General features: G+C 35.5%; 22 protein-coding genes. 4 read left to right on the top strand and 18 right to left on the bottom strand.

Annotated elements, in window-relative coordinates:
* Positions 1-8: 8 nt before the first annotated feature.
* The 14 genes from PQG54_RS10835 to PQG54_RS10770 form a co-directional block, all read right to left on the bottom strand.
* A complete protein-coding gene (locus PQG54_RS10835) occupies positions 9-956 on the bottom strand; it encodes a hypothetical protein (RefSeq protein WP_271790562.1) in 948 nt (315 codons plus the stop codon).
* Between the two features lie 110 nt (positions 957-1,066).
* A complete protein-coding gene (locus PQG54_RS10830; protein ID WP_271790563.1) occupies positions 1,067-1,861 on the bottom strand; it encodes a hypothetical protein in 795 nt (264 codons plus the stop codon).
* 26 nt (positions 1,862-1,887) lie between these two features.
* The gene (locus PQG54_RS10825) at positions 1,888-2,460 is read right to left on the bottom strand and encodes a hypothetical protein (RefSeq protein ID WP_271790564.1); all 573 of its coding nucleotides are present in this window, start codon (positions 2,458-2,460) and stop codon (positions 1,888-1,890) included.
* 10 nt (positions 2,461-2,470) lie between these two features.
* Positions 2,471-2,914: a DUF4054 domain-containing protein gene (locus PQG54_RS10820; protein WP_271790565.1), complete on the bottom strand. Its 444-nt coding sequence runs from the start codon at positions 2,912-2,914 to the stop codon at positions 2,471-2,473.
* Positions 2,914-3,270 (bottom strand): hypothetical protein, encoded by a 357-nt coding sequence (locus PQG54_RS10815; RefSeq protein WP_271790566.1) that lies wholly within the window; start codon positions 3,268-3,270, stop codon positions 2,914-2,916. Before PQG54_RS10815 ends, PQG54_RS10820 begins: the two co-directional genes overlap by 1 nt.
* Before the next feature lie 3 nt (positions 3,271-3,273).
* Positions 3,274-4,317, bottom strand: a complete 1,044-nt coding sequence (locus PQG54_RS10810) for a major capsid family protein (protein WP_271790567.1) — start codon at positions 4,315-4,317, stop codon at positions 3,274-3,276.
* Between the two features lie 12 nt (positions 4,318-4,329).
* On the bottom strand, positions 4,330-4,800 hold the full coding sequence (locus tag PQG54_RS10805) for a structural cement protein Gp24 (RefSeq protein WP_271790568.1): 471 nt from the start codon (positions 4,798-4,800) through the stop codon (positions 4,330-4,332).
* Positions 4,801-4,802: 2 nt separating this feature from the next.
* Positions 4,803-6,050, bottom strand: coding sequence for a DUF2213 domain-containing protein (locus tag PQG54_RS10800; protein ID WP_271790569.1), 1,248 nt, complete (start codon positions 6,048-6,050; stop codon positions 4,803-4,805).
* Positions 6,051-6,066: 16 nt separating this feature from the next.
* A complete protein-coding gene (locus PQG54_RS10795; protein WP_271790570.1) occupies positions 6,067-8,631 on the bottom strand; it encodes a hypothetical protein in 2,565 nt (854 codons plus the stop codon).
* A gap of 104 nt (positions 8,632-8,735) precedes the next feature.
* Positions 8,736-10,109, bottom strand: coding sequence for a DUF1073 domain-containing protein (locus PQG54_RS10790; RefSeq protein WP_271790571.1), 1,374 nt, complete (start codon positions 10,107-10,109; stop codon positions 8,736-8,738).
* Between the two features lie 37 nt (positions 10,110-10,146).
* Positions 10,147-11,598 (bottom strand): phage terminase large subunit, encoded by a 1,452-nt coding sequence (gene terL, locus PQG54_RS10785; protein WP_271790572.1) that lies wholly within the window; start codon positions 11,596-11,598, stop codon positions 10,147-10,149.
* Positions 11,546-11,860: a hypothetical protein gene (locus PQG54_RS10780; protein ID WP_271790573.1), complete on the bottom strand. Its 315-nt coding sequence runs from the start codon at positions 11,858-11,860 to the stop codon at positions 11,546-11,548. The genes terL and PQG54_RS10780 overlap by 53 nt, the downstream gene beginning before the upstream one ends.
* A gap of 17 nt (positions 11,861-11,877) precedes the next feature.
* Positions 11,878-13,026, bottom strand: coding sequence for a hypothetical protein (locus tag PQG54_RS10775; RefSeq protein ID WP_271790574.1), 1,149 nt, complete (start codon positions 13,024-13,026; stop codon positions 11,878-11,880).
* A gap of 121 nt (positions 13,027-13,147) precedes the next feature.
* A complete protein-coding gene (locus PQG54_RS10770; RefSeq protein ID WP_271790575.1) occupies positions 13,148-14,128 on the bottom strand; it encodes a GlxA family transcriptional regulator in 981 nt (326 codons plus the stop codon).
* 402 nt (positions 14,129-14,530) lie between these two features.
* Between PQG54_RS10770 and PQG54_RS10765 the strand changes: the two genes are divergently transcribed.
* On the top strand, positions 14,531-15,298 hold the full coding sequence (locus tag PQG54_RS10765; RefSeq protein ID WP_271790576.1) for an acid phosphatase: 768 nt from the start codon (positions 14,531-14,533) through the stop codon (positions 15,296-15,298).
* A 225-nt stretch (positions 15,299-15,523) separates the two neighbouring features.
* On the opposite strand, the gene PQG54_RS10760 is transcribed toward PQG54_RS10765, so the two are convergent.
* The 4 genes from PQG54_RS10760 to PQG54_RS10745 form a co-directional block, all read right to left on the bottom strand.
* Positions 15,524-15,922, bottom strand: a complete 399-nt coding sequence (locus PQG54_RS10760) for a hypothetical protein (RefSeq protein ID WP_271790577.1) — start codon at positions 15,920-15,922, stop codon at positions 15,524-15,526.
* 67 nt (positions 15,923-15,989) lie between these two features.
* Positions 15,990-16,523 carry a hypothetical protein gene (locus tag PQG54_RS10755; RefSeq protein WP_271790578.1) on the bottom strand — a complete coding sequence of 178 codons (534 nt, stop codon included), beginning with the start codon at positions 16,521-16,523 and terminating at the stop codon, positions 15,990-15,992.
* A 29-nt stretch (positions 16,524-16,552) separates the two neighbouring features.
* Complete coding sequence (locus PQG54_RS10750) at positions 16,553-17,026, bottom strand: hypothetical protein (RefSeq protein ID WP_271790579.1); 474 nt, start codon at positions 17,024-17,026, stop codon at positions 16,553-16,555.
* Positions 17,027-17,063: 37 nt separating this feature from the next.
* The gene (locus PQG54_RS10745) at positions 17,064-17,867 is read right to left on the bottom strand and encodes a hypothetical protein (RefSeq protein WP_271790580.1); all 804 of its coding nucleotides are present in this window, start codon (positions 17,865-17,867) and stop codon (positions 17,064-17,066) included.
* 573 nt (positions 17,868-18,440) lie between these two features.
* On the opposite strand from PQG54_RS10745, the gene PQG54_RS10740 reads away from it, so the two are divergent.
* The 3 genes from PQG54_RS10740 to PQG54_RS10730 all read left to right on the top strand — a co-directional run bounded on the left by PQG54_RS10740 (position 18,441) and on the right by PQG54_RS10730 (position 23,214).
* The gene (locus PQG54_RS10740; RefSeq protein WP_271790581.1) at positions 18,441-19,190 is read left to right on the top strand and encodes a LexA family protein; all 750 of its coding nucleotides are present in this window, start codon (positions 18,441-18,443) and stop codon (positions 19,188-19,190) included.
* 545 nt (positions 19,191-19,735) lie between these two features.
* On the top strand, positions 19,736-21,046 hold the full coding sequence (locus PQG54_RS10735) for an HlyD family secretion protein (RefSeq protein WP_271790582.1): 1,311 nt from the start codon (positions 19,736-19,738) through the stop codon (positions 21,044-21,046).
* Positions 21,043-23,214: a peptidase domain-containing ABC transporter gene (locus PQG54_RS10730; RefSeq protein ID WP_271790583.1), complete on the top strand. Its 2,172-nt coding sequence runs from the start codon at positions 21,043-21,045 to the stop codon at positions 23,212-23,214. Before PQG54_RS10735 ends, PQG54_RS10730 begins: the two co-directional genes overlap by 4 nt.
* The last annotated feature ends 58 nt before the right edge of the window (positions 23,215-23,272 follow it).

Here is a 23,272-nt window from a genome sequence, read left to right as displayed (position 1 = left end):
GTCAATAGTTATTTAGTTAAACTCTGTTCCGCTATATTGTAACTATAACTAACTTTTTTGAATGAACTATCTTGATACAATTTTACAATTGGAATAACGATATGATTATTTAAATCATAATATCTTTTTTGAAAAAAACGAGCATCTTCCAATCCAGAATTACCATTTGAATCCGTTGTATAGAAAAATGCTTGTATAGGAAGATCTTGTGCGTTACTGATATGACCGTTGCTGTCCGCTGGCCATAATTTCATAATCATTTCATTGTAATACATAAATGTATCACCCTCAACTATACCTTCAGATACAGCTAAATCACGACTTTTTAACATTTCATTGAAAATGTCAGCTCTGTTTTCTGTACCTTCTGCAACATTAAATCCACATTGATGAATCCCTCTTGTCCAATTTGCTCCGTCAACAGCTTTGGGAACGGAAATAAAATGTTGGTACCATGCCTGTGCAGTATAAATTCCTTGATCTTGACAATTATCACTTTCATTACCGTGCACTTTACTATCAGGTGCGTTAACCCCGCAACCTTTTACCCGTTCATTGGTATCTGCATCAATAGGAAATACACATGAAAATTTGGCTTGTAATTTCCCCTGAGGTCTAATCAAGGGGGGATAATAAATAACGCCAAAATACTGACCGTTAAAACTAAGACGGTTCTTTATATCACGACGCGTAAACATAAAAGAGACACCATTTTCATTTTTATATGCAGTTGGAGGTGCCTCCCATGGTAGATAATCATGGTTGTTCGTCGTAAAGCGAATTAAATTTCCTGAACATAAATAGGCTGGTTGATCACTTGACCCACAATTTTTTACAATTTTGTTATAGTTAGCTGTTAAATCTTGCGCAACATTGGCATCTGCCAAATCAGCGCTTCCAATACTAATTGCAGATATAATAACAGCCATCAATGAAATTTCACGAAGGAATTTCATGGCGTGTTTATCCTTAAATTTTTAAATGAAATATGAGTAGATAACTCGTTTAAAATAGATTTTTTTTTATATTTATTAGTTTCTCTAAGTTATTGAGTTTTTAATATATGTTAAGCATATTCGAATTGAGCACTATTGATATCTTTGACCAAGATGCCTGCTAAAATAATTGTATGATTTTCTAATTCAATAATGGCGTTATTATTCAGATTATATGCGTTATTTAAAATTTCTTTTAAACTATTTTGATCTAAACTATAGTGATACATAACAATTTTATTTTTTGGATTATGATCAAAATTTAAAATAATAGTTTTACCTCCTGCAACAGAAGACTTAGTAAACACAAAGCTATTATTAGAAGCATTACTACCAGAGAACACAGACATCCCTGTTCCTGCAGCAAAAATCGTGTTGCCATCACCTGAAAACATCCATAATGATGACAACACATCATTATTTGGATAAGCATAAACTGAAATATCAGCTGTCGATTTAGAAGCATTAACCATATAGCTGCCTTTATCGCCAACAATCAAGCTATTAGCACCAAAAGCATCAAGGGTTAAATCCAATCCGTTACTACAAAAAATTGATGATGCACCGTTAACTTCAGCATAAGTTTTTCCTGTTCCATTCAAAAACGTTAGATCACGATCTGCGTAAATTGTATTACCGCTTCCTTGAACGATCTGAAGGTTAGTATTAGAAACACCATGTATTGTTGCGTTTGTTGCTTTCTGTACAGTGCTTTGTACTACGTTCTTTTCATCATAATTAATGAAAAAAGCGGTATAGTTATTTCCGCCAAGAATTGTACTCCCACCTAACAGTTTGTTAATACTATAACTTACCGGTGTATTTAGTGTCATTACACCTTGACTTTGATAATCGTTAACTGTCATATCATCTCCTAATTTCTAAAATTATTCTATTTAATTACGTTATTATTCACGACAAAAATCGAACCTTTGGATAACGGCGGCCAATTTTCGTGTGTTTTTAGGAATTTGTTCCATAATGATCTGGTAATTCTGGTAAAACCAACATTCTCATAAGTTGCTTCTTTTTCATTAATCGACATATCATTAATTCCGCGTAATAGGACTTTGCTTTTCCCTAGAGAAATGACAACACCATTTGGAAAGCGACATCCAACAACGACATAGTTTCGTTGATCTTCTTCTATTGTTTGTCCAGAATTTTCATTATCAAAAATTCTATGATGAATTTCAGATGAAATGACACGATCAACAGGTTCAAAACTATCATTATCCTTTGTATTTTCTTGATCTTCATCTTCTTGGACGTGACAATTTTTGGTTATATTTAATACTGAACGTAATAAACACTGCCCTTCATCAAATTGAGCATCGTCTTCATCATCCATTATCTCTTCTGCAGCAGCAGAAACTTTATCTGATGCTTTGAGTTTTTGAATTTTAACCGTTTTTTTACTTGGAGCAGATTTGTTTTTTGTTGTTTTTACCTTAATATCAGCCATCACTTGTTCCTTATGGAAAAATTCTTAGTCTTGGATCGGGAATAGGTCGGATGTACAATGTGCTGCGATATTTTTTGCTGAGCGCCCAAAATTCTTGACCATAGCGGGTCTGAGACAACCATGGATCAATTTTACCAATACTGCCTTTGGTATCTACTGACAAAGAGACACTGCCCTCTGATACAGAGGAAACAGGCCCCATTAATTGATCCCCATCGGCGGTTTTCTTTTGCAATAAAACCAAATGAGAAACCAATAGATTCAATAAAATACGACGCTCTTTTGCACAGCAAACAACCCCTTTGCTGCTGGGGTTGAAATATATTGCCGCACGTTCGGCAATTTTTTGCACATTAAAAGGTCGGAAAAAGCTTTCAAGTTCTGGAAAACTTGCAGCCCATTCCGACCAATCAAATACGACTTCCCGATCCGTTATATCGGATCGTTCGCTCATTAAATTTGTCCTGCTTTCACTTGTTCCAAAGTCTTGGGTAGTCTAGAAGGATCAATCCGTTCTAAACCACTTTTCAGCTCTGATTTCTCATCTGCTTCGTCTAACAGACGCTTCTTTTTATCAGATGCAAAAATTAGACCTTTTTTAACAGGTTCGAATTCTTGATGATCTTTGATCCATGCTTCCCAAAAATCACGAGGAACTTTGGTTAATCCGACACTATTAGAAGGAGCCATAAAAAAAGGCGCTTCGATGCGCCCACTTTGCATTACTCCGTTTAATTTTATACGCTGTTTTCCAACGTCTAAATACATCCCGTGCGGTAATTTGCACGCGACCAAAATATCATCACTCATTCTTTAAACCCCAATCATTTGTGCGACTAATACAGGACGTGTTAAAATGGTTCCCCAAGAGCCTTGTGTTAATTTTTCTTTCATCGAAGAACTTTCACGCACCACACCGTGGCTACGTAATTTTTCAGAGAACGCACAGGTAAATGTATCAATCCCTTGATAATTTTCGACGAATAATTGTACCAATTCACCACCTTCCAAAGAAAGCTGTGGTGCGCTCATTTGAACCAAATTAGGAAAGTTCTTTTTCAATAAATCAAGAACAGAAATACCGTATTCATTTGTTTTCAATAAATAAGCTTGAACATTATTGGAAACAACCAATTTCAATGGGCTATCCATATCCACAGCGCTATCTAAACTGACCACACCTTTGGTTTGGCTTTGTAGCTCACGATATAGCTCTTGGATATCTTCATAGATTTCCATTGCTGTTGCTTTTTCCCAAGTCGTACCTGAGGCTGCTTTAGTTTTTGGTGCAATCGCTGGCAATAAATTAGGATCGTTCAATGCACCGTAATTTTGTAAATTTGCTACCCCAAAGAAATAACTTTGATTTTGCCAATGATTTAACAACAAAGCTGCTGCCAAACGTTTACGAGATGGCAAATCAATATTGGCAAGACCTGCACGACCAACTTCACGATCACCCCATTCTGCAAAAGCTTGTACAAGGAATTGTTGGCGTTGTGGAAAATTGGTATTCATACGGCTATAACCAGCCTGATGAAAATCGCCATAAGCTGCCACATCACCCGCAGGTTCCACGACAGTAAACATCATGGTATCATGTAGCCAATCGCCTTTTTTGGCTTCACCATAAATCTGTGCAGCTTTTAAAGGGGCAATTAATACATCAATGATCTGAGGATCAATATAGGTGGTAAATTGTGAAGGAATAGCATTATTGCCAGCAGTGATGGGGGTAAATGCACTATCACCTACTCTAGCGTTCGTATTATATTCCACAACATTAGGTAAATGAATCCCAAATTCGCTTGCTAAAATAGCTCTGTCACGAGCCCATGATTTTGTTTGAATAGTCATTTAAATAATTCCTTAAATCCACGCTGAAATAGCTACCAAATCGCCACCTTTGGCGCTTGATACATATTTGTATGTTGTTGGAAGAATATTACCCTTCACAGTAACCGCACCTGTTGAAACATCTACGCAAACAGTATCGCCACGTTTGACTGCATCCTTACCTTCTGGCAAAGCAACCAAAAACTCACCTTTTTCGTAAACAGTTACCATGAATCCTTCAGGGATATTCATGGAGGCTTCTTCTAAATATTGTGCTGGCACACCAGTTAATTCACGACCAACAAACCCAGCAGGGACACCTTCACCTGTGTTTACAACGGTTTGAGTTGCTTCATCCACCCAAACAAAAGATCCTGCTTGCACACCATTTGCACCTGCTTGGAAACAACCGTCCCCTAGCAAAGATACTCTGACATTGGTAGAAGCAAAATCACCATGCCAACCTTTTGCTGGCTCTAAATTTACTTTATTTTGAAAAGACATTCTTAAATACTCCGTAATCGTGTTGCACCAAAACGTTGCAAATCACCTTTTTGCATTCTTTTACTATCGCTTGCTCTGCCCTGAGACTTATGGGATAAAACCAGACTTACTGCGTATTTCAATCCAGCATATCCCATAGAGGCTGGCGGTGCTTCACCTGTAATTTCTAAAAGCACACTGCGTAAGATTTCTTCGCCATCATCTTCGCTGATCGCCCATTCACCCACCAATGGCTTTACCAATTGGCGTGCTTCTTGAGCTTGCTTTGCTTTGGCTGTCAATTTCTTTTCAATTGAACGTTCCAAAGAGGCTGCATCAAACGCTTGGACGCGTTTTTTTGGATTTTTCTTACCCAAACGATCACAATCAGACACATCCAACTCTGATCCGCCTTCGTCTTGTGTTGAAACTGTGTCTACAGGTTCTTCGTCGCCGATATAGTCTTCGCCTTCATCCATTACACGATTAACAGCATCATCAATTTGATCGTCTTTGACACAATCGCAATCTGCTGCTGTCATGTTATTTGATAAAATGGCTTGCAAAATTTTGCCAAGATTTTTACGTCTTGTGCCACTGGCAACGGCCACTGCATCTTCGACATCACTGCGATTAAGCGCTGTTTTGCCCAATAAATTTGCCAAAGCTGTTGTAAGTTGCAGCCCTGTATCATTAAGTTTTGGCATTGTGTTATTCAACCTTTCATCTGAAACTCTAACATCTGGACCTGCCCGTCCTTCTGCCACTAATGCGACGTGATCGACATAAATTTCTGTCATAATCCCGTCATAAGATTCCCCTTCAAATTCACCTTTATCCATAATCGGGGTAAATGCATAAGATGCCGATAATTCAGCCTGCGTATTATTCTTAATTGCCTCAATATAATCGCCATCCCAAATGGTGATCGAAGATTGAATATATGGATAAGAAAATGCAGGATCTGAACCCGTCGTCCCAATAACTTTTGAGTTATCCAAACGATGCGCATCTGCTGCTTTATGAACGTAAAGAATGGGTCGCTCTTTAAAAGAGCCCACTGCTTTTTCCAAAGCATCAGGCGAGCGTAAAAAACGATATTTTTTGTTGGGGTCTAGCCCATATTGTTTATGGTTATTGATTTCAACACCATAATATTCACAGACATTTGCTTTGGTTAAATTCGTATTATGCACGCGCAAATGCCCGTTCCAGTCTTCGAAACGCATAGACTGCGCATCAAAAACCAACGTCCTGTTTTTTAATGTCATTGAATTAATTTTTTAATTAGTTGCTTTGATTATACACATCAGTTTGATCTGTTTTATTATAGCTATACTCGACTTGACCTGTTGTGATATCAAGGTCAAACTTTACAATTGGTACATCAACACCAGCTACATTATGATAATCTACTTGATATCCTTGAGCCTCTATCAGGCCAACCGCATTCGTATAGAAAAAAGCTTCAATTGGTAAAACTTTAGGCTTCTCGATTTGATATGATATACCATTAGCTGTATTGACTGCTTTATATGCAGGTATTGTTAAGACCAATTCATTATAATTCGCACTGCCTCTTTCTTTTTGTAGCTTTTTTTGTCCATCAAGAACTGCTTGAAAAACTGATGTTTTATCTTGTTGGTCAATCAAATTAAAACCACATTGATGATTTAATCTGTCTTTATCTATATCTGGAATAGAAGAAAAATGATTGTACCATGCATCTGCTGTATATATACCTTGTTCTTGACAAGGTTTACTATCATTTGGGTAATTTATATTCGCACCACAAGCATCATTTTGTCCATTCGTGTATCGTCTATCAACATATCCATCAACAGGAAACACGCACCTTGTAGGATACACATCTTTATATATAGGCATTCTCTGTGAAGGGTAATAAACTATCCCAGAAGTTTTATCTTTAAAAGCTTTATCAAGAGGAAGATCTTTACGAATATACATAAAGGATATTCCTTTTCTACCTACTGCTGCTGGACTTGGATCCCAAACTCTAAAATCTCTAGAATAATTCGTGAAACGAATTGTATTTCCTGTGCATGTAAAAGCTGGAGCATATTCTCCTCCACAATCAATGATTTTGTTGTAATTACTAGTCAATTCTTTTGCAATGTCAGCACCTCTATTAACAACTTGATCAGCGGTAAAATAGTTAAAATAAACATTACTAAAATCACCTACGTTCATATAAACAATAGGAACAATTTTACCAGTAGTCTTAAAATAATCTTGTTGATAGGCTTGTGCTTCGGTTAGACCTTGAGGATTTAAATAGAAAAATGCTTCCAAAGGCAGTTTATCTGGCTGAATAATTTTTCCATTTTGAAATATCTCTGGTGCTTTAATAACAATTTCATTAGAACCAACGCTACCTTTTCCTTCAAGATCATGCATAGCAATATTATGTGCTTTTATAGATTGAAAAAAAGCATCTGCACTATGGTAACCTGAATTTGATACATTAAACCCACATTGATGAGGGAATCTATCCGCCCATACCATATTTGCAACATTAAAATGTTTATACCATTCATCTGCTGTATAAATACCTTGTTGCTGACAATCAACGCTATTGAGTGGATGGCTTGTAGACTGCCCACAACCTCCATATATTCTGCTACCAGACCAACCAACAGTAGGAAAAGAACAAGAAATTCTGGCATCGTTTATCCCATCAGGATTAGTTTCTGAAGGGTAATAAATATACCCAGAATTCCGTCCTGGGTTCATAAATTTATTAACATGAATATCTTTACGAAGGTATGAAAATGAAATACCATTTTTTCCATTAGCTAACGGATTAGGATCCCATACATGACCATTAATATTAGGGCGAATAATTCTAAACATAATACCAGAACACTTGTATGCTGGACTATTTTCAGAACCACAATGTTCAACAACTTTATTATAATTTGCATTTAACTGATCTGCAACGTTAATCAATTGATCGTCAGCTTTATACGAAAAAGAAACATTTGTAGGATCATCTAAATTTGATTTTACAATAGGAACAAAAAGACCTGTCGTATTAAAATAATCTTGTTGGTAATATTGAGCCTCTACAAGACCATTATGATTACCGTTAATTTTATAAAAAAATGCTTGAATAGGTAATCTCTCTGGATTAGCTGTTATTTGCTTTTCATTCATTGACCACGTTTTTAAAACAAGTTCATTATAGCTATAAAAGGCATGTGGATTCATATTTGCTGCTTTCAAATTTTCACTGAAAGCAACTGCTGTATTTTGAACACCATCCCTCATATCAAATGAACACTGATATTGTAATCTGTATGCTTTATCCTCTACAGATAAAGTAGGATCAGTTAAAGACATAAAATTATCATACCATTCTCTTGCAGTGTAAATCCCCATATCCTGGCATCGCTTATTATTATCAATACGCCCACAGCCATCAGGTCTTCCACCAGTCCAACCATCCGTTGGGAATGCACAAGAAACTATAGACTTATCTTTTCCTGATGGTTGTAGCATATTAGGGTAATAAATGATTCCTGATAACTTCCCCTCAAAATCCAACTTTACTGAAACATCTTTACGCAAATACATATTAGAGAACGCCTGCATTCGAAGGGCGTTAGGACTAGGATCCCAAGCATGGTAAGATGGAGATGCCGATGTAAAACGAATAATATTTCCTGAACATTCATATGCGGGCTTATTATCATCTCCACAATCATTAACAATTTTATTGTAATTTGCATTCAAATCATCGGCGACATTAGCCAATGCTGTATGTGCTGCCCCTAAACTAAAGAAAGCCCCAAACAGGGCCGTAGCAGACACTATATTTAATAGTCTCATTTTATTAACCTTATTCATTATTATTTTGGAAAAATGAATAAAAAGACATAAAAAAAGCCCCCATTCGGGAGCGCCTCAAACCATCAATTTATTCTTTGATTATTCTAAAAATTTTTACGACTAATTATCTCTTTAATCTTCTTTGTATCCACGGCACCCATATTTGAATAATCGGCAAGAACCTTTGCTGTATTCACATCAACTTGTGATTGTTGAACCTCGTCCAACTGCCACAAAGAGTTAAATTCAAAGGTAAGATTAGGATCAATAATGCCAAACAAATGCAGCTGCACAATATTTAAAATCGTTTGGATAGGTTGACGTAAAACAGATTGCTGTAATGCTGAAATTTTATCGTAAAAACAGCGTATTTCCCCATCAGAGGACGCATTTAAACCCGAGGGTGTAATGCCCAGTAGTTTCACCAAAGGAATACCAGAAATAGAGGCCAAATGTTCCTGAGATTGTGCTTGTAATTTATCTAAACCCGATAAAGGTGTTGCGATATTTGTCAAATCTTCACTGTCTTTATCAACAATTTGCAACCCACGATTATCTCGATATGCCGCCATCAACTCTGCACGTTTACTTAATTCTTCACAGCCTGGGCTTAACAGTTGAGATAAATCCGTTTTTAACACCATTGTAGAAAATGATTTAATTAAATCCGCCACTGATTGACGTGTCCGTAACCAATTATCAACATAAGGTTTGCACATAAATGCTAAAGGCACGCCACCGAAATTATAAGCTGGTTTTAAAATATCAGGCACAGGTTGTGAAACCATTGAAATCATACGAGACGCATGAATTTGTTGTCCTAAAACCCACCATATAGAAGGCTTATAAAAATCTTCACTAAATGGATCAATAGCGTCATAATTAACAGGTGTAACCCATGTTGGATCAACCAGTTTAAATCCTTTCAATTCCCCTTTTTTAATTTTCTTAGGGGTTAAAAAAAGAGGACTCATTTTCTCTTCTGGATCATGTAATGCCGTTTGCAAGTCAACATATAAAAAAGATTGTCCAAAATAACCTTCGGTACAAAGTGCTTTTCGAAGCAATCCTTGAACATCCAATCTTTTGAATTCTGCATTAATCTGAGCAATTTTATCATCATAATTGACAATATTCTCTTGGCTTTTAATTGTAATCCATTGCCTTGTTGCTTCTTCTGCTCTAGTCTCAACGACCATACGATATTCACCACGCAAAGAAAGCTGCGCCAAATAAGGATAGCCAGGAAACCCAATCCCCTCTTCGAACAAAGTGGTCATCGGATCATTCGTTATATTAAAATTACGAAACTGATCTGTAAAAATACTGTCACTGACCAACGAATGATCGTCTTCGTCGCTTTCACCCACAATTCCATCTGGCACTTCATAAGGCGCAAAAAGGTCAAGTTTATCAATCGGGCTATTTTTTCTGGTTTCAGAAATATAAATTTCTCTTAGTTTAGTTTTTTTTACCATTACTTCTTTTCTCGACTATTTAAAAAACCACAACTGGCTATTTTGAAATACGTAATAAATTTGCAAAAGACGGCATTTTAGGTAAGCCTTTTTTGATGGCTATGAATGCGAAGGCTCCTGATGCTGCATCGACCTGATCGTCATGACCGCCTTTTGGAAAACAACTTAACTCTTCTAAAAATGCTCTGTTCCAAGAGGCACGGATTAATGCAATATTCCCTATGTTTATTTGTGCGGCAAAAGGCTCGGCTCGGGTTGCTTTATCCCCAGTTTCTCTGATGGACTGAATTTTATATCCAGCCAATAATTTTGTATAATATTGCACCTGAGCAACCCCTGCTTGACCAGGATCTTGAGGTAAAACAATATGCACATCATATCCATCCTGACTGGCTACAGCGGTTACGGCTTTTTCTACTTCATCAGGGCGACCACGAAAACGCACGATATCAAGGATTATATATCCGCCATCTTCATTACGTTGCATTTTAACCCCAACAGTCCAATCAGGATTATAACTTCCCATAGCTTTGCTGGCGGCGAAATCCCACCGCCTCACAATTTTAATTGCTTTCGACGCAGCATCTAGAATTGAAACCCGTTGTGTTTTAAAAAATGATCCTGTTAACACTGTCGGAACGCCTTGATACAAAGCCATCCAATCTCGCTCACCAACCGCTTTTTCAATTTGTGTTAATTCTTTCTCGCCAAAAGCTTGACCCCATAAAGGTTCATTTACTAATCGACCTAAAGGGTCATTTTCCATCGCTCTTGCTGGCAAATGTAAAATATCCCAAGCCTCACCTGAACCATTTTCCATTTCATTGAGTAATCGCCCTGCAAGATCATCAACATGCCAGCGCGTTAAAACCAATATGATCGCACCACCTGGCATAATTCTGGTACGTAAAACGGATTTATACCAATCCCAGATATTTTCTCTGATAACTTCACTTTCTGCATCTTGACGGTCTTTGATTGGGTCATCAATGATCGCTAGATCCCCGCCATAACCCGTCATCGAACCACCGACCCCAGCAGACAGAAAAATACCCCCCTGATTGGTTTCCCATAAATCCTTTGCTTTGCTATCTGAAGATAAAGCAACCGTTGGAAAGATATTTTTAAATAAAGAAGAACCAACAATATTACGCACATCCCTGCCAAAACTATCGGATAATTTTGCAGAGTAACTGGCTGCAATAATTTGTTTAGTAGGATTACGCCCCAAAAACCACGCAGGAAAACGTTTAGACGTTAATTCACTCTTCCCATGTCTGGGTGGCATAAAAACCATTAAACGTGTGATTTTACCTTGTTCAACCGCCTCTAATTTTTCACATAAAAGACGATGATGGGAACCAATACAATAATCTTGTTTTGTATAAATTGTAAAATCAATCAAATGCGCTCGGGCTGACTGCCGTCTTGTTAACTCACGAAGGGCTGCCTGCTTTGCTTGCGCCGATAAAGATTTGCAGCTCTTCATCGCTCATCTCCTCTGGACGCTTTAAATTGGTTACTTCTAATTTTGACTCTGTTAATTTCGCATGAAGGTAAGGTGCAACTTTGTAAGCCACATTCAACGCTAAATCATAATTTTCCTCTTCTAGACTTTTATTCATGATAAAAATCATAACCTCTAAAGGTGTTTTTTGTGTTTTAGAAATTGATTTAGTCGGTGCTTTTCTTACTGTTTTTTTTGGAGAAACTTTAGTGGATGGTATTATATAAGCACTTGCTTTAGACATTCATCTTAACCTATCACTTAATCCTTGATACTATTATTTTGACCTTGGTTATAGACGGTATTAGAAGTCAAAGCATATACATTACCAAAAACTTTCCAACCTCTTGATGCAGATGCTAGCAAAATTCCAGTTGTGTATTTCCTAAATATATTACTGCTAATAATATTTGTGTTCATTCCCGATGGAGATGATGCATTCATTACAATCGCATTCACGTTATTTTCTGTTCCAGCACCTTCAAATTGATTACCTGTAATAATATAACCGTCCACATAACTATTACAGCAAATGCCATATCCGTTTTTTTGGTTAGTAAACACCAAATTATTACTGAATAAGAAACAGGTGGTTCCACCAGATAAAAATACTGCACAATCTGTACAATCAAATTGAGACAATGAAATGCTGATTTGATATCCATTTTCTGGCACAACAACGCCATATTTACAATTTGTAAAATTCGATTGAGAAATTGATAAACCCTGAGTGCCTACACCATTTTCCACACCGTCCAAAAGGTATAAAAAGTTACAATCTGTAAAATTAGTTACAATAGAAGAAAGGGTCTGATTGGATGATCCGATGCTACTATTAATAATAACTCCTTTGGAATTCGTGTTTGTATTTGGATAATAATTACCAATAAAGTCGCAATCGATAATGTTGTTAAATGAAATTGTGTTCAGGTTTAAACATTCTGCCCATCCATAACTGCCAGAAGCTTGACCATTTTGACCGCTAATTGCGACATTTCTCATTGATAAATATCCCCCTCCAAATCGATAAGGGTTTTTATTCTCTAGTTTAATGGCTGTACCTGTGTTGGTATCTTTTGTAATAAAGCTGATATCATGTATATTATAACGGCATTCACTCTGCGCCCCATCGTAATGAGACATACTGAGACCAGAGCTTGTGCCACCACTCCATAACAAATTGGTCACGCCTTTGCCCTGTCCCTTAATCGTGATCGATTGGCTTCTATTTGAATATTGTCCTTGATTTAAATTCAATTGGATATTGCTTTTAAATAAATAAGTGCCTGATCCAAATTCAATAACTGCGCTTGCTAAATTAATCTCTGCTACAATTTTATTCCATACGGCTGTACAATCAAACGCCCCATTGGATGCTGCCCCATAATCATCAAAATAATATGTTTTCATAACCATTTTCCATTTCTGTTTTACAAATAAAAATGGCGAACATAATTTTCATTATATTCGCCACTAATTCATTCAAAATAATAAACGCTAATCTTATTCTAAGATTTTTTATTTCATTACTTCATTCAATAACAAAAAAATTACAACGATACATACTTGGCTTTAATCCTACAATTTTGGTAAACACTTTGGTAAATGCACCCTCATCCTTATATCCCACGTTACAAGCAATTTTATGAATTGGCATGCGCGTAAATTGCAAAAATATTTGCGATTGATGGACACGAAAACGTTGTAAATATTCAGTCACATTGAAACCAGTTGCATTAACAAAACGTCTTTGCAGTGTTCGTTTAGTTAATCTTGCGACAACAGATAACTTGTTTAAAGTAATTTTATCCCTAATCTTAGTTGTTGAAATCCATCGTTGAACTCTTAGTATCGCATCATCCCCATGATAAAAAGACGGCTCAAAAATACTATAATGTCGTTGTTCTTTGTTCGTAGGTTGTATTAAACACATCTTAGCCGTATCGGCCATTACAATTGGACCTAACAATCGCTTAATCAAACATAATCCCAAATCTGCCCAACTCAGACCACCACTTGCAGTGATAATATCTATATCATCAATCAATAGTTGATTGATATTTAAATGAATCTGAGGGAACGCTTTTTGCAAAGAATTTGCATATTTCCAATGTGTGGTAACAACTCTATTTGCCAACAATCCTGTTTCACCTAATAAAAAAGCCCCTGTTGAAACAGAGGCTAAAATTGTACCCTTTTGGTGGTGACACTGCAGAAACTTAATATATACATTATCCTTTGAAATAGAAGGTATCCCTTGTAAATCAGGGGGAATAATAATTGCCGAGAAATCTTTATCCGGATGATAGGATTTTAAAAATGCAATGTCCGTATAATCAATTTTATCTTCTAAATCAATGATGCTTACTTTTACATTAGGCAAACATTGTTCGACTACTTTTTGAGCCAATTGATTCGCTATGTTAAATAGGTCTTTTAACCCCAATATGCTTGCCTCTTGTGCGCCAGGATAACGTAAGATACCAATATGTATTGATTGAAAATTTTTCATTTTTGCCGTCATAATTATATTAAGTGAGAATGATTACTTAAATAAATAGAACCCATAAAATTGTTCTATTTTATTTTGCTGAAAACAGGAAAATATGACAAAGATTTATCATCAGTTTTCCTGAACAAAGACAGGTTTGATGAAATAAGCTACAAACTAAATCTAAATATTATATATAAGATAAGGAAGAAATTATTCACAAAACCTGCCATTCGTATTTTTGTATATACATACAAAAAACTGGACAATAACCTTTAAACTATTTGTCAAATGGCACTTATATGTTTCCATTGGTATAAAATATTTTTTTAACACATACATATTCGAAATGACTTGATCAGTTTATATTTATAAAATTATATAAAAAATGTAATATTCTAAATTAATCAATAGGATTCCTTAATGATTTTCAACAAAATTACGGCATCACTCCTTGCAGGCAGTATAATATTGGGTATTCCAACCTATATATTCGCGAGAGAAACACAATCTGTTTTTCAAAAAAAAACAAATGAACCCTATACATCTTATTTAAAAGAAAGCGATATAGTAAATAGTCTAGCTTTACTTCCACCCCCGCCAAAAGAAAATAGTGCTGCTTTTCTCGCTGACCAAGAGGCATATAAACAGGCATCTACACTTGCGCATACTCCCAGATGGGGTGTTGCTCAATCCGATGCAGATCTAAGCGATAGCAATATTGGGAAACCGTTTTCAAAAGCCCTCGGTGTATCCATTTCCAAGGAAAATACACCGGCCACTTATCATTTAATGCGTAATATTATGGCCGATAGCGGCTTTTTAGGAACCAAGAAAGCCAAAAAATACTATAAACGCGTCAGACCCTATGTGTATTATCATACACAGACCTGTTCCCCACAAGATGATAATATATTAAAACATAATGGGTCTTATCCTTCTGGTCACACCGCCATAGGTTGGTCGACCGCCTTGATATTTGCAGAAATGTTTCCTCAAAAACAAGATGAAATTTTGCAAAGAGGATATGATTTCGGGCAAAGTCGAGTTGTTTGCGGTGTCCATTGGCAAAGTGATGTCGATGCGGGTCGTATCATTGGTGCAGCTATTGTTGCAAGGCTACATGCTAACCAAAAATTTATGCAAGATTTTCAAAAATCTAAAAACGAGCTAATTGAAAAAATGAAATAACAAGAATAGCCCCATTATTGGAATGATAATGGGGCTATTTTTTAAAAAGAGTATATACTTAAACGATTAATAATCGCCATCAATAAGATTTTCTTAAATTTCTTTTGAAAAAAAATGTATTATATACTCGCACCTATAATAAAGACGCAATGAATACATTGTACAATAAATTTAACATAACTTTGACAAGAATGCAAGTCCTATTCAACCATCAAACTAGATATTTTATCGACATAAAGCTTTGGAAAAATTTGGATTGCCACGCGCTTTTTGACAAATTTGAGTAATATCTTGTTTGATAATTTCCCAAGACTGATTGGCATTGAATTGTAAAATAAGTTCATATCGCTTTTTCTTGATGCTGTCGTCATCCAAACCATCAATTGTCAAAGCGATTTTTGCTTGTAAAGGGCATAATTGCGAACTTTTGCAATATATCCGAGATTGCTGTAAGGTTACAATCTGTTTGCCCTCTGCATCCCCACTGGGTAATTTATCCTGTAAAAAAGCAACAGCAACTTCTAGTGGTTTTTGTTCTGGTTTCCCCGTATATAACGTTTTAGCTGATACAGGCAAGGACACGAATAATCCAAGAGCGTAAATTACTATAATCTTTTTTATCATTTAATATCTTCTTTTCGCGATAACAAACCACCAAAAGAGTATCATTTTAAATCTTTTATTATAAGATTTATTTCACAAACACATTTTCAAACGCTTCTTCTAGCAAAATAAAGGTCGAAAGCACTTGTCCCATTGTATAATGCAAATTCAATTTCATTGCTTGAGAGATGTCTTTTGTACTCATATTCCCCAGCACGATCATATTTAATATTTCTTTATGATAGCGCCCTATTTCATTCCATAGTTTAAAAAGTTTTTCATAGGCTTCATGTTGCGCAGCAGAGGGTTCCCAAGAACATCCCACTCCGTCCCTCATAAAATTCATTTTAGCGTATAGATCCCCTGTTCGACCCAAAGCCTTTTCACATAAAATTGCATATTTTTCCGCATAATCTCTTTGTTCTTTGGTAATAGATCCTCTGTTCAACATCTCATCATAAACCGATTTACGGCGTAAACGAGTGGTAACCCTTTTAGGATTATCTGAATCTACTTGTTTCTCGACTTGATATTCACCACGTAAATATGGAACGATCATCCCTTGTTTTTTTACAATTTTTGGAAACGTAATCTGTGGTTGCTTCTTGGTATAATTCGTCAATTTAATTTACTCCTTAATAATAAAACGCTTTAATTTTGTTGAATCATGTTTTGCAATATCTTTATATTACGAGTGATTTTTTGCCGATGATTTATCAAGACTCGCTCAACATCATGAGCAGATGGGAAAAAAGGTGTTAAAACTGCCAATTCTCTACAGGTATCTGTATTAAAAAATAGCAAAGGAACGGCTTTAAAAATTGAATATAATGATTTCACCTTAAGGTTAAAAATCTCGTTATTCAAAGGATTAGCAATCGCAAAATTAATAATTTTAAAGAAATCAACAAAAACTTCAAAATTAACCACGGTCTGTGACAACAGCTCTAACTCTGCCAAATATTGCTGAACTTTCTCTTTTCCAAATAAAGAAGAAGTAGAACCAATTATAAACTTATTTTGCACATATTCTTCGGTTGTTGGAACAACAGAAATCCAATCTGGTAACGTCAATAGGTGATGCTCAACATATCCATCATTGATGTTTTCAGAAACTAAATACATAAAACATTCCTATTTTTACGCGTGTATTTTCAAATCATTAAAAATAACTAAGATTTTTTTTTTCATCAGATTGAACAGACGTCGTTTTTAGCCATTGATTAGCAATCCTACACCACCTACGCCATGCTGCTGACCAATCCATTTTGATTGCTTCTTTTCCGTGCTTAGCATGCCAAAAGTCTTTAAAATCCTCAACCATAGTGTCTGGGCAAAGATTTAAATCAAAAGCAAATTGACGACATTGTGTATCTGGATACCAATCTGAGGGTAAACGGGAACCCGAAGCATAATAAAGATTTTCATTTTTACTCTTGATATTTTCTTTTACCGTTTCCATATCAGTTAAGATGTCTATATTTTGTATTTCTTTTTTTATATCTTTATATAAGGAAGAAAAATTTATAACATTTTGTTCTCCTTGATTTTTTTTACGATAACCAGAACATTTTTTTTTATTTTCAAACTGGTTATCGTTTTTTTTATAATCAAGATCGAACTCATTACCACTATTATGTTGATTACGTTTTTTTTGTTCTCGCACAATACGACGACAATATAAGATACCTTCGTCAGTAACGGAACACACATCATTATCGATTAATTTTTGTAATAAGCGTTCAGCTCTGTCCTTGCGAATACCAACCCGTTTGGCGATATCAGCCACATTCATTGGGCGACCATTAATAACCAAATATCCTATTTGATCGCTTTTATGCATAATCGCAATTAAGTTAATCCACAATCCTTGTGCTGCTAAATCACAACTTTGTAAATTAATATCATTCAACCATGCATCCCAATAAAATTTCCCCCAACTATACTTAAAACCCATTTTTTCCATGGTGTTTACCTTTAACCACAACTTTTGAAGAGTAATTATCAAATATTCAATATTTGCTTTTTAACGAAATAATTTACCCTTAATCTTTATTGTTGACTCATAGATCTCAAAGATTCTATTTAGTAATGAATAATTGTTCTTATGCTAATAAAAATATATTAAAAAAACTCTTCAATACTTGCCGATGGAAATATAAAATCAACTTCTGAAAGAATTTTATATAAAAACAGAATTCTCGCACCATGAGAAAATTTAAAAAAAAACAATTTCACTTTCAACATCTTTAATTAAGAAAATAAATTTGAGTTAATTATTTTATATATCCTCTTGAATATTTAGAAATACATAATAAATTCTTCATAAACCGATACCTCCTCTATTTGATATAAATATCTTTAAATATGTATTATATTCCAATATAAAAACCATTTAAAATATTTATAGCGATAAAATTATTAATATAAGGTGAATAATTGTAATGTAAGTTACTTTTAAGGTTATTTAACCTTATTGTCAACATAAATTAAGGCTATAAATCCTGATAGCTTTTCAACATTCAGTAAATTAATGAACATGAAGAATAAAATCTTACTAGATCAAATTGAAAAATTACTACAAGAAAAAAAAATTAGCGCCAGAAAAGCTTCAATCAAAGCCGGTGTTGGAGAGGATTTTATCAGAAATTTAAAAAGATATAATAATATACCTAAAACTGATAAATTGATAAAATTGGCTCAGGCACTAGATGTAAACGTAAACTTTTTCCTTAATCCGGTGAAAAAACACGACTCATCATCAAATATCGAGGCAAATTCACCGATTCCAATTACAACCATCTATATTCGTGGCGAAGTCCAAGCCGGACAATGGAACACAGCAACGGAATGGCCAGAAAACGATTGGATCCCTTTGACTGTACCTGTTGATCGCCGTTACAAGCATTTTAACAGCTTTGCCTTGACCGTTAAAGGGGATTCCATGAACTTATTATATCCCGAAGGGACCATTGTTATAGCGATTAACTTTTCTGATATTGGACGAAATCCAGAAGATGGGGACTGCGTCATCACCATTAGAAGAGATTCTTTGACTGATTGTTATGAAGCAACACTAAAAATCATACAAATCAAAGAAGATGGCAGCGTTCTTTTATGGCCAAAAAGCGATAATCCGAACTTTGTCAAACCGATTATTTTGCCGAAATTAACCAAAGAGTATCAAGGGAATGGTATGGATGGCGACATAGCTTCGACCCCAGATATTACAATTCAAAGCCTCGTGATTGGCAGTTATAATATGGTTGGAAAAATGAATATAAAATAATATCTACACACCGTTATAATGAAATATAAATAGTATATCGAAATTATAATTAATCCGAACATATTTTAGTATCAATAAGGTTGTAATATAATAATGAATGTGTTATAAATCGTAACATTCTTAATCAATCAGCAATTAAGAGTTTGAAACAATTTACAAATATTTGGAGGTAAATAAGTGAGCTTCGGATCACAGAAGTTCAAAACTCAGTTTGCATCTTAATCGTGCTGAATAGATAATATCTTATTTATAACGATTGCTTAAATTATTGATGAAGATTTCAATGGATTATCAGACAGACATCTAACAGTAACTCTATTTTAATATTGTGAATATCATCACGATTATTAATATGGTTCGCTGTGTATCTTGGGCGTTTGTTTCTGAAGATAAAATTATCGATACTCTGCACGCCAGTTTTTATTTAAAAATTATAGTAATCAAACGGTATGCAAAAGACTAAAATATTATAGATTTGCTTTCAGTAACTAGGATTTTTAAACTTCATATATTTTTGATATTACCCCACTACATAAAGCGAATGAATGAGCTCACTTTTTAGAAATGAAGTATTAGAAGCTAAACGCGATACTTGGCTTGGCAAAGTTCAAGATATCCAACCTATTCCTATTAAAATTATATCAGTGATATCCCTGATATTTACAATATTAGTGGTTTTATATATTTATTACGGTGGATATACCCGTCGAACCCATGCCGTTGGTAGTATGATGCCTACTTCTGGATTAGTTACCGTTGGGTCGAGGGCAACTGGGGTTATCGTCGAAAAAAATGTCAAAGAAGGCGACTTTGTAACAAAAGGGCAAAAACTTTTTGCAATCAGCCTTGAAAATAATAATGTTAATGGACCGGCTCAGGCACAAATCAATCAAGTGCTTAAAAAACAAAAACAAATATTGATCGATCAATATAATTTGCGCAAAGATAATGCCCCTATTGAAAAAAATAATATTACCAGTACGCTAACCAATTTATATCGGCAACACCAAAAAGTTACCGATCAAATTAATCAAGATAATGTTATTATTCCAAAAATCCAGGCTTCGCTAAATATGATTGAAAAAGCCAAAAAAATGGCTTTGGCAACGAATTTAGAATATCAAAATCAATTATATACTTACGCTCAAATTCTAGGGTCTCATTCTCAGTTTTTGCAAAGTCAAACCTCTATAGAAGGGCAAATTTTAGAAAATACCTCTAAACTTCGTTTATTTGATAGCACATTAAAACATGATTTATATGATATTCAACAAAAAATAACTCAAACTGAAGAAAAAATTATTCAAGGTGAAAAAGACCAAACTATTATCATCACCGCACCAATAAGCGGCAATATCACCGCATTACGTGGCTACATTGGTCAACAAGTTACGCAGAACTCTGCTTTACTCAGCATTGTTCCAGAAGGACAGCAGTTAGAGGCAGAACTTTACGTCCCCAGTTCTGCAGTAGGTTTGTTAAAAAAGAACGATACCGTTGTTTTGAGTTATTCCGCATTTCCTTATCAAAAATTTGGTTTATATAAAGGGATAGTATCAGAAATTACCTATACGCCCATCACTTCTGAAACGATGGGCAAAGAAGATAGCGAACGGCTTAAAAACGAATTTGCGAATAAAAATGCTGAAGGTGACCATAATCTCTATCGTGTTAGGGTAAGGCCAAGCGACCAATTTATCGTGGGATATCACAACCAGAAACATTTTTTACAACCAGGGATGCGTGTAGAGGCTGATATCGCGATTGATTATCGCCGGTTATATCAATGGATGCTAGACCCATTCATCAAAGTCAAAAATACCGTTCAAACCAGATTGATTAAACCAACACCATGATAGATGTTCTGAACAAACTCAATTTTAGTTTCCGACATACAACCCCTGTTATTCTTCAAGTAGAAGCAGCAGAATGTGGTTTGGCCTGCCTTGCAATGATTATGGGGCATTATAAAAATTATATTGATTTGACGACGTTTCGTCGTCGTGAATCCATTTCTATCAAGGGAATTACGTTACAAAATATTATTGATGTCGCACATCGCAATCATATGGTAACCCGTCCGTTACGCCTAGATATAGATGAACTGAATAAATTAAAACTACCTTGCATTTTACATTGGAGTCTGAATCATTTCGTTGTATTAACTGAAGTCAAAAGCAATGGTATTATCATTAATGATCCTGCCCATGGGCAACGTAAAATCTTATGGGAAGAGGTCAATAAAGAATTCACAGGGGTTGCGTTAGAAGTTTCACCCAATGAAAAATTCGAGCGTAAAGATGAGCGTAATAATTTAAAATTAAGAGATTTATTTAGAAAAACCGATGGTTTAAAAAAAACATTAAGCTATTTATTCTTTGCCTCATTAGGTCTTGAACTAATCGCCATTATTATGCCAATGGCCTCCCAAGTTATTATTGATGAGGTCATTGTGACCTTAGATAAAAATTTACTGACCACAATTGCCATTGGGGTGGGATTATTAATTTTATTACAAATGATTATCGCCACCGCAAGAACATGGATGATGATGTTATTTAGCACACGATTAAATGTGCAATGGAATGCTGGACTTTTTGACCATTTGACCCGTCTGCCGCTTGATTATTTTTTAAAACGTCATGTTGGTGATATTTTGTCGCGTTTTGGATCATTGGGCACCATTCAAACCACCATTACCACCGATATGGTTCAAGCGGTGATGGATGGTATTATGGCAGTAGGCATGTTAATCATGCTGTTTATATACGGCAAATGGTTGGCGATTGTAACTGTTGTTGCGGTGACACTGGATGCAATTGTTCGTTTTATTGCATATCGCCCTTATAAACAAGCCTCTGAAGAGGGCATTATCTACAGTGCTAAAAAAGATTCTCACTTTATTGAAACCGTGCGTGGGATGGCCAGCATTAAATTATTAGGATTGCGCGAGCGCCGTCGCGCACGTTGGCTCAATTTATTAGTGGACAGCATCAATGTTGGCTTAAAAACGCAACGTTATGATCTGATTTTCGGACGTATTAATGATGCAATTTTTGCCTCTGACCGCCTGATTATGATGGTTGTTGGGGCATATTTTGTAATGGATAACCAAATGTCTGTTGGGATGTTGGTGGCGTTCTTATCTTATAAAGATCAATTTACAGGACGTATTGGCAGTCTAATTGGTGCTGTGTTTAAACTTCGTATGTTATCAGTTCAAAGCGACCGCATCTCTGATATTGCCCTTACCCCTACAGAAAAGAATACAACTGATTACAATCTGCCCCAAAGCACAACCAGTTTGCCAGATCAAAAACAATCTGAACAACTAGAATGCCATAATTTAGGTTTTCGATATTCACCAGCCGAGCCTTGGGTTTTTCAAAACTTGAATATACAGATCCCTCAGGGGCAAAGTATTGCGATTGTAGGCACGTCGGGATGTGGAAAATCAACTTTATTAAAACTTATGATGGGGCTTACGTTCCCAGAAGAAGGGCAGATTTTATACAAAGGGCAAGATATTACTAAACAATCCTTGGATAATTATCGTCAAAATATTGCAGGTGTTTTACAAGATGATGGATTATTTTCCGGATCTATTGCAGATAATATTTGTGCCTTTGATGATAATCCAGATCCTGACCGTATCATAGATTGTGCGAAAAAAGCAGCCATTTACGACGATATCATGGCAATGCCCATGAAGTTCGAGACATTTGTTGGGGATATGGGCAGCTCATTATCGGGCGGACAAAAGCAACGGGTTATTATTGCACGGGCTTTATACCGTCAACCTGAAATTTTATTCCTTGACGAAGCAACCAGCCATCTTGATGAATATACAGAAAGCCATATTGCTGAGACCTTGAAAAATATGCAAGTCACGCGTGTAATCGTAGCACACCGACCTGCAACGGTGGCATTATGTGATTACATTATTATTTTGGATCCTATGACCATTCAAAAAGGCGAGATCCAATTTGTTAAGAGAGAAGATTTGTACCCTGACGAAGAATAAATAAAAAGCCTATTCCTTTTTCGAGAAATAGGCCTTTTATTTAACTATCATATTAGTA

Origin of the sequence: Commensalibacter communis, assembly GCF_947179015.1 — a bacterium.
GTDB classification, from domain to species: domain Bacteria; phylum Pseudomonadota; class Alphaproteobacteria; order Acetobacterales; family Acetobacteraceae; genus Commensalibacter; species Commensalibacter communis.
Note: the sequence above shows the minus strand (reverse complement) of the source record. Positions and strands in the feature narration are given on the sequence as shown.

What these genes read in the sequence shown, in the direction of transcription:
- PQG54_RS10835 (WP_271790562.1), bottom strand. Translation starts at nt 956, where the DNA reads ATGAAATTCCTTCGTGAAATTTCATTGATGGCTGTTATTATATCTGCA.
- PQG54_RS10830 (WP_271790563.1), bottom strand. Translation starts at nt 1,861, where the DNA reads ATGACAGTTAACGATTATCAAAGTCAAGGTGTAATGACACTAAATACA.
- PQG54_RS10825 (WP_271790564.1), bottom strand. Translation starts at nt 2,460, where the DNA reads ATGGCTGATATTAAGGTAAAAACAACAAAAAACAAATCTGCTCCAAGT.
- PQG54_RS10820 (WP_271790565.1), bottom strand. Translation starts at nt 2,914, where the DNA reads ATGAGCGAACGATCCGATATAACGGATCGGGAAGTCGTATTTGATTGG.
- PQG54_RS10815 (WP_271790566.1), bottom strand. Translation starts at nt 3,270, where the DNA reads ATGAGTGATGATATTTTGGTCGCGTGCAAATTACCGCACGGGATGTAT.
- PQG54_RS10810 (WP_271790567.1), bottom strand. Translation starts at nt 4,317, where the DNA reads ATGACTATTCAAACAAAATCATGGGCTCGTGACAGAGCTATTTTAGCA.
- PQG54_RS10805 (WP_271790568.1), bottom strand. Translation starts at nt 4,800, where the DNA reads ATGTCTTTTCAAAATAAAGTAAATTTAGAGCCAGCAAAAGGTTGGCAT.
- PQG54_RS10800 (WP_271790569.1), bottom strand. Translation starts at nt 6,050, where the DNA reads ATGACATTAAAAAACAGGACGTTGGTTTTTGATGCGCAGTCTATGCGT.
- PQG54_RS10795 (WP_271790570.1), bottom strand. Translation starts at nt 8,631, where the DNA reads ATGAGACTATTAAATATAGTGTCTGCTACGGCCCTGTTTGGGGCTTTC.
- PQG54_RS10790 (WP_271790571.1), bottom strand. Translation starts at nt 10,109, where the DNA reads ATGGTAAAAAAAACTAAACTAAGAGAAATTTATATTTCTGAAACCAGA.
- terL (WP_271790572.1), bottom strand. Translation starts at nt 11,598, where the DNA reads ATGAAGAGCTGCAAATCTTTATCGGCGCAAGCAAAGCAGGCAGCCCTT.
- PQG54_RS10780 (WP_271790573.1), bottom strand. Translation starts at nt 11,860, where the DNA reads ATGTCTAAAGCAAGTGCTTATATAATACCATCCACTAAAGTTTCTCCA.
- PQG54_RS10775 (WP_271790574.1), bottom strand. Translation starts at nt 13,026, where the DNA reads ATGAAAACATATTATTTTGATGATTATGGGGCAGCATCCAATGGGGCG.
- PQG54_RS10770 (WP_271790575.1), bottom strand. Translation starts at nt 14,128, where the DNA reads ATGAAAAATTTTCAATCAATACATATTGGTATCTTACGTTATCCTGGC.
- PQG54_RS10765 (WP_271790576.1), top strand. Translation starts at nt 14,531, where the DNA reads ATGATTTTCAACAAAATTACGGCATCACTCCTTGCAGGCAGTATAATA.
- PQG54_RS10760 (WP_271790577.1), bottom strand. Translation starts at nt 15,922, where the DNA reads ATGATAAAAAAGATTATAGTAATTTACGCTCTTGGATTATTCGTGTCC.
- PQG54_RS10750 (WP_271790579.1), bottom strand. Translation starts at nt 17,026, where the DNA reads ATGTATTTAGTTTCTGAAAACATCAATGATGGATATGTTGAGCATCAC.
- PQG54_RS10745 (WP_271790580.1), bottom strand. Translation starts at nt 17,867, where the DNA reads ATGGAAAAAATGGGTTTTAAGTATAGTTGGGGGAAATTTTATTGGGAT.
- PQG54_RS10740 (WP_271790581.1), top strand. Translation starts at nt 18,441, where the DNA reads ATGAAGAATAAAATCTTACTAGATCAAATTGAAAAATTACTACAAGAA.
- PQG54_RS10735 (WP_271790582.1), top strand. Translation starts at nt 19,736, where the DNA reads ATGAGCTCACTTTTTAGAAATGAAGTATTAGAAGCTAAACGCGATACT.
- PQG54_RS10730 (WP_271790583.1), top strand. Translation starts at nt 21,043, where the DNA reads ATGATAGATGTTCTGAACAAACTCAATTTTAGTTTCCGACATACAACC.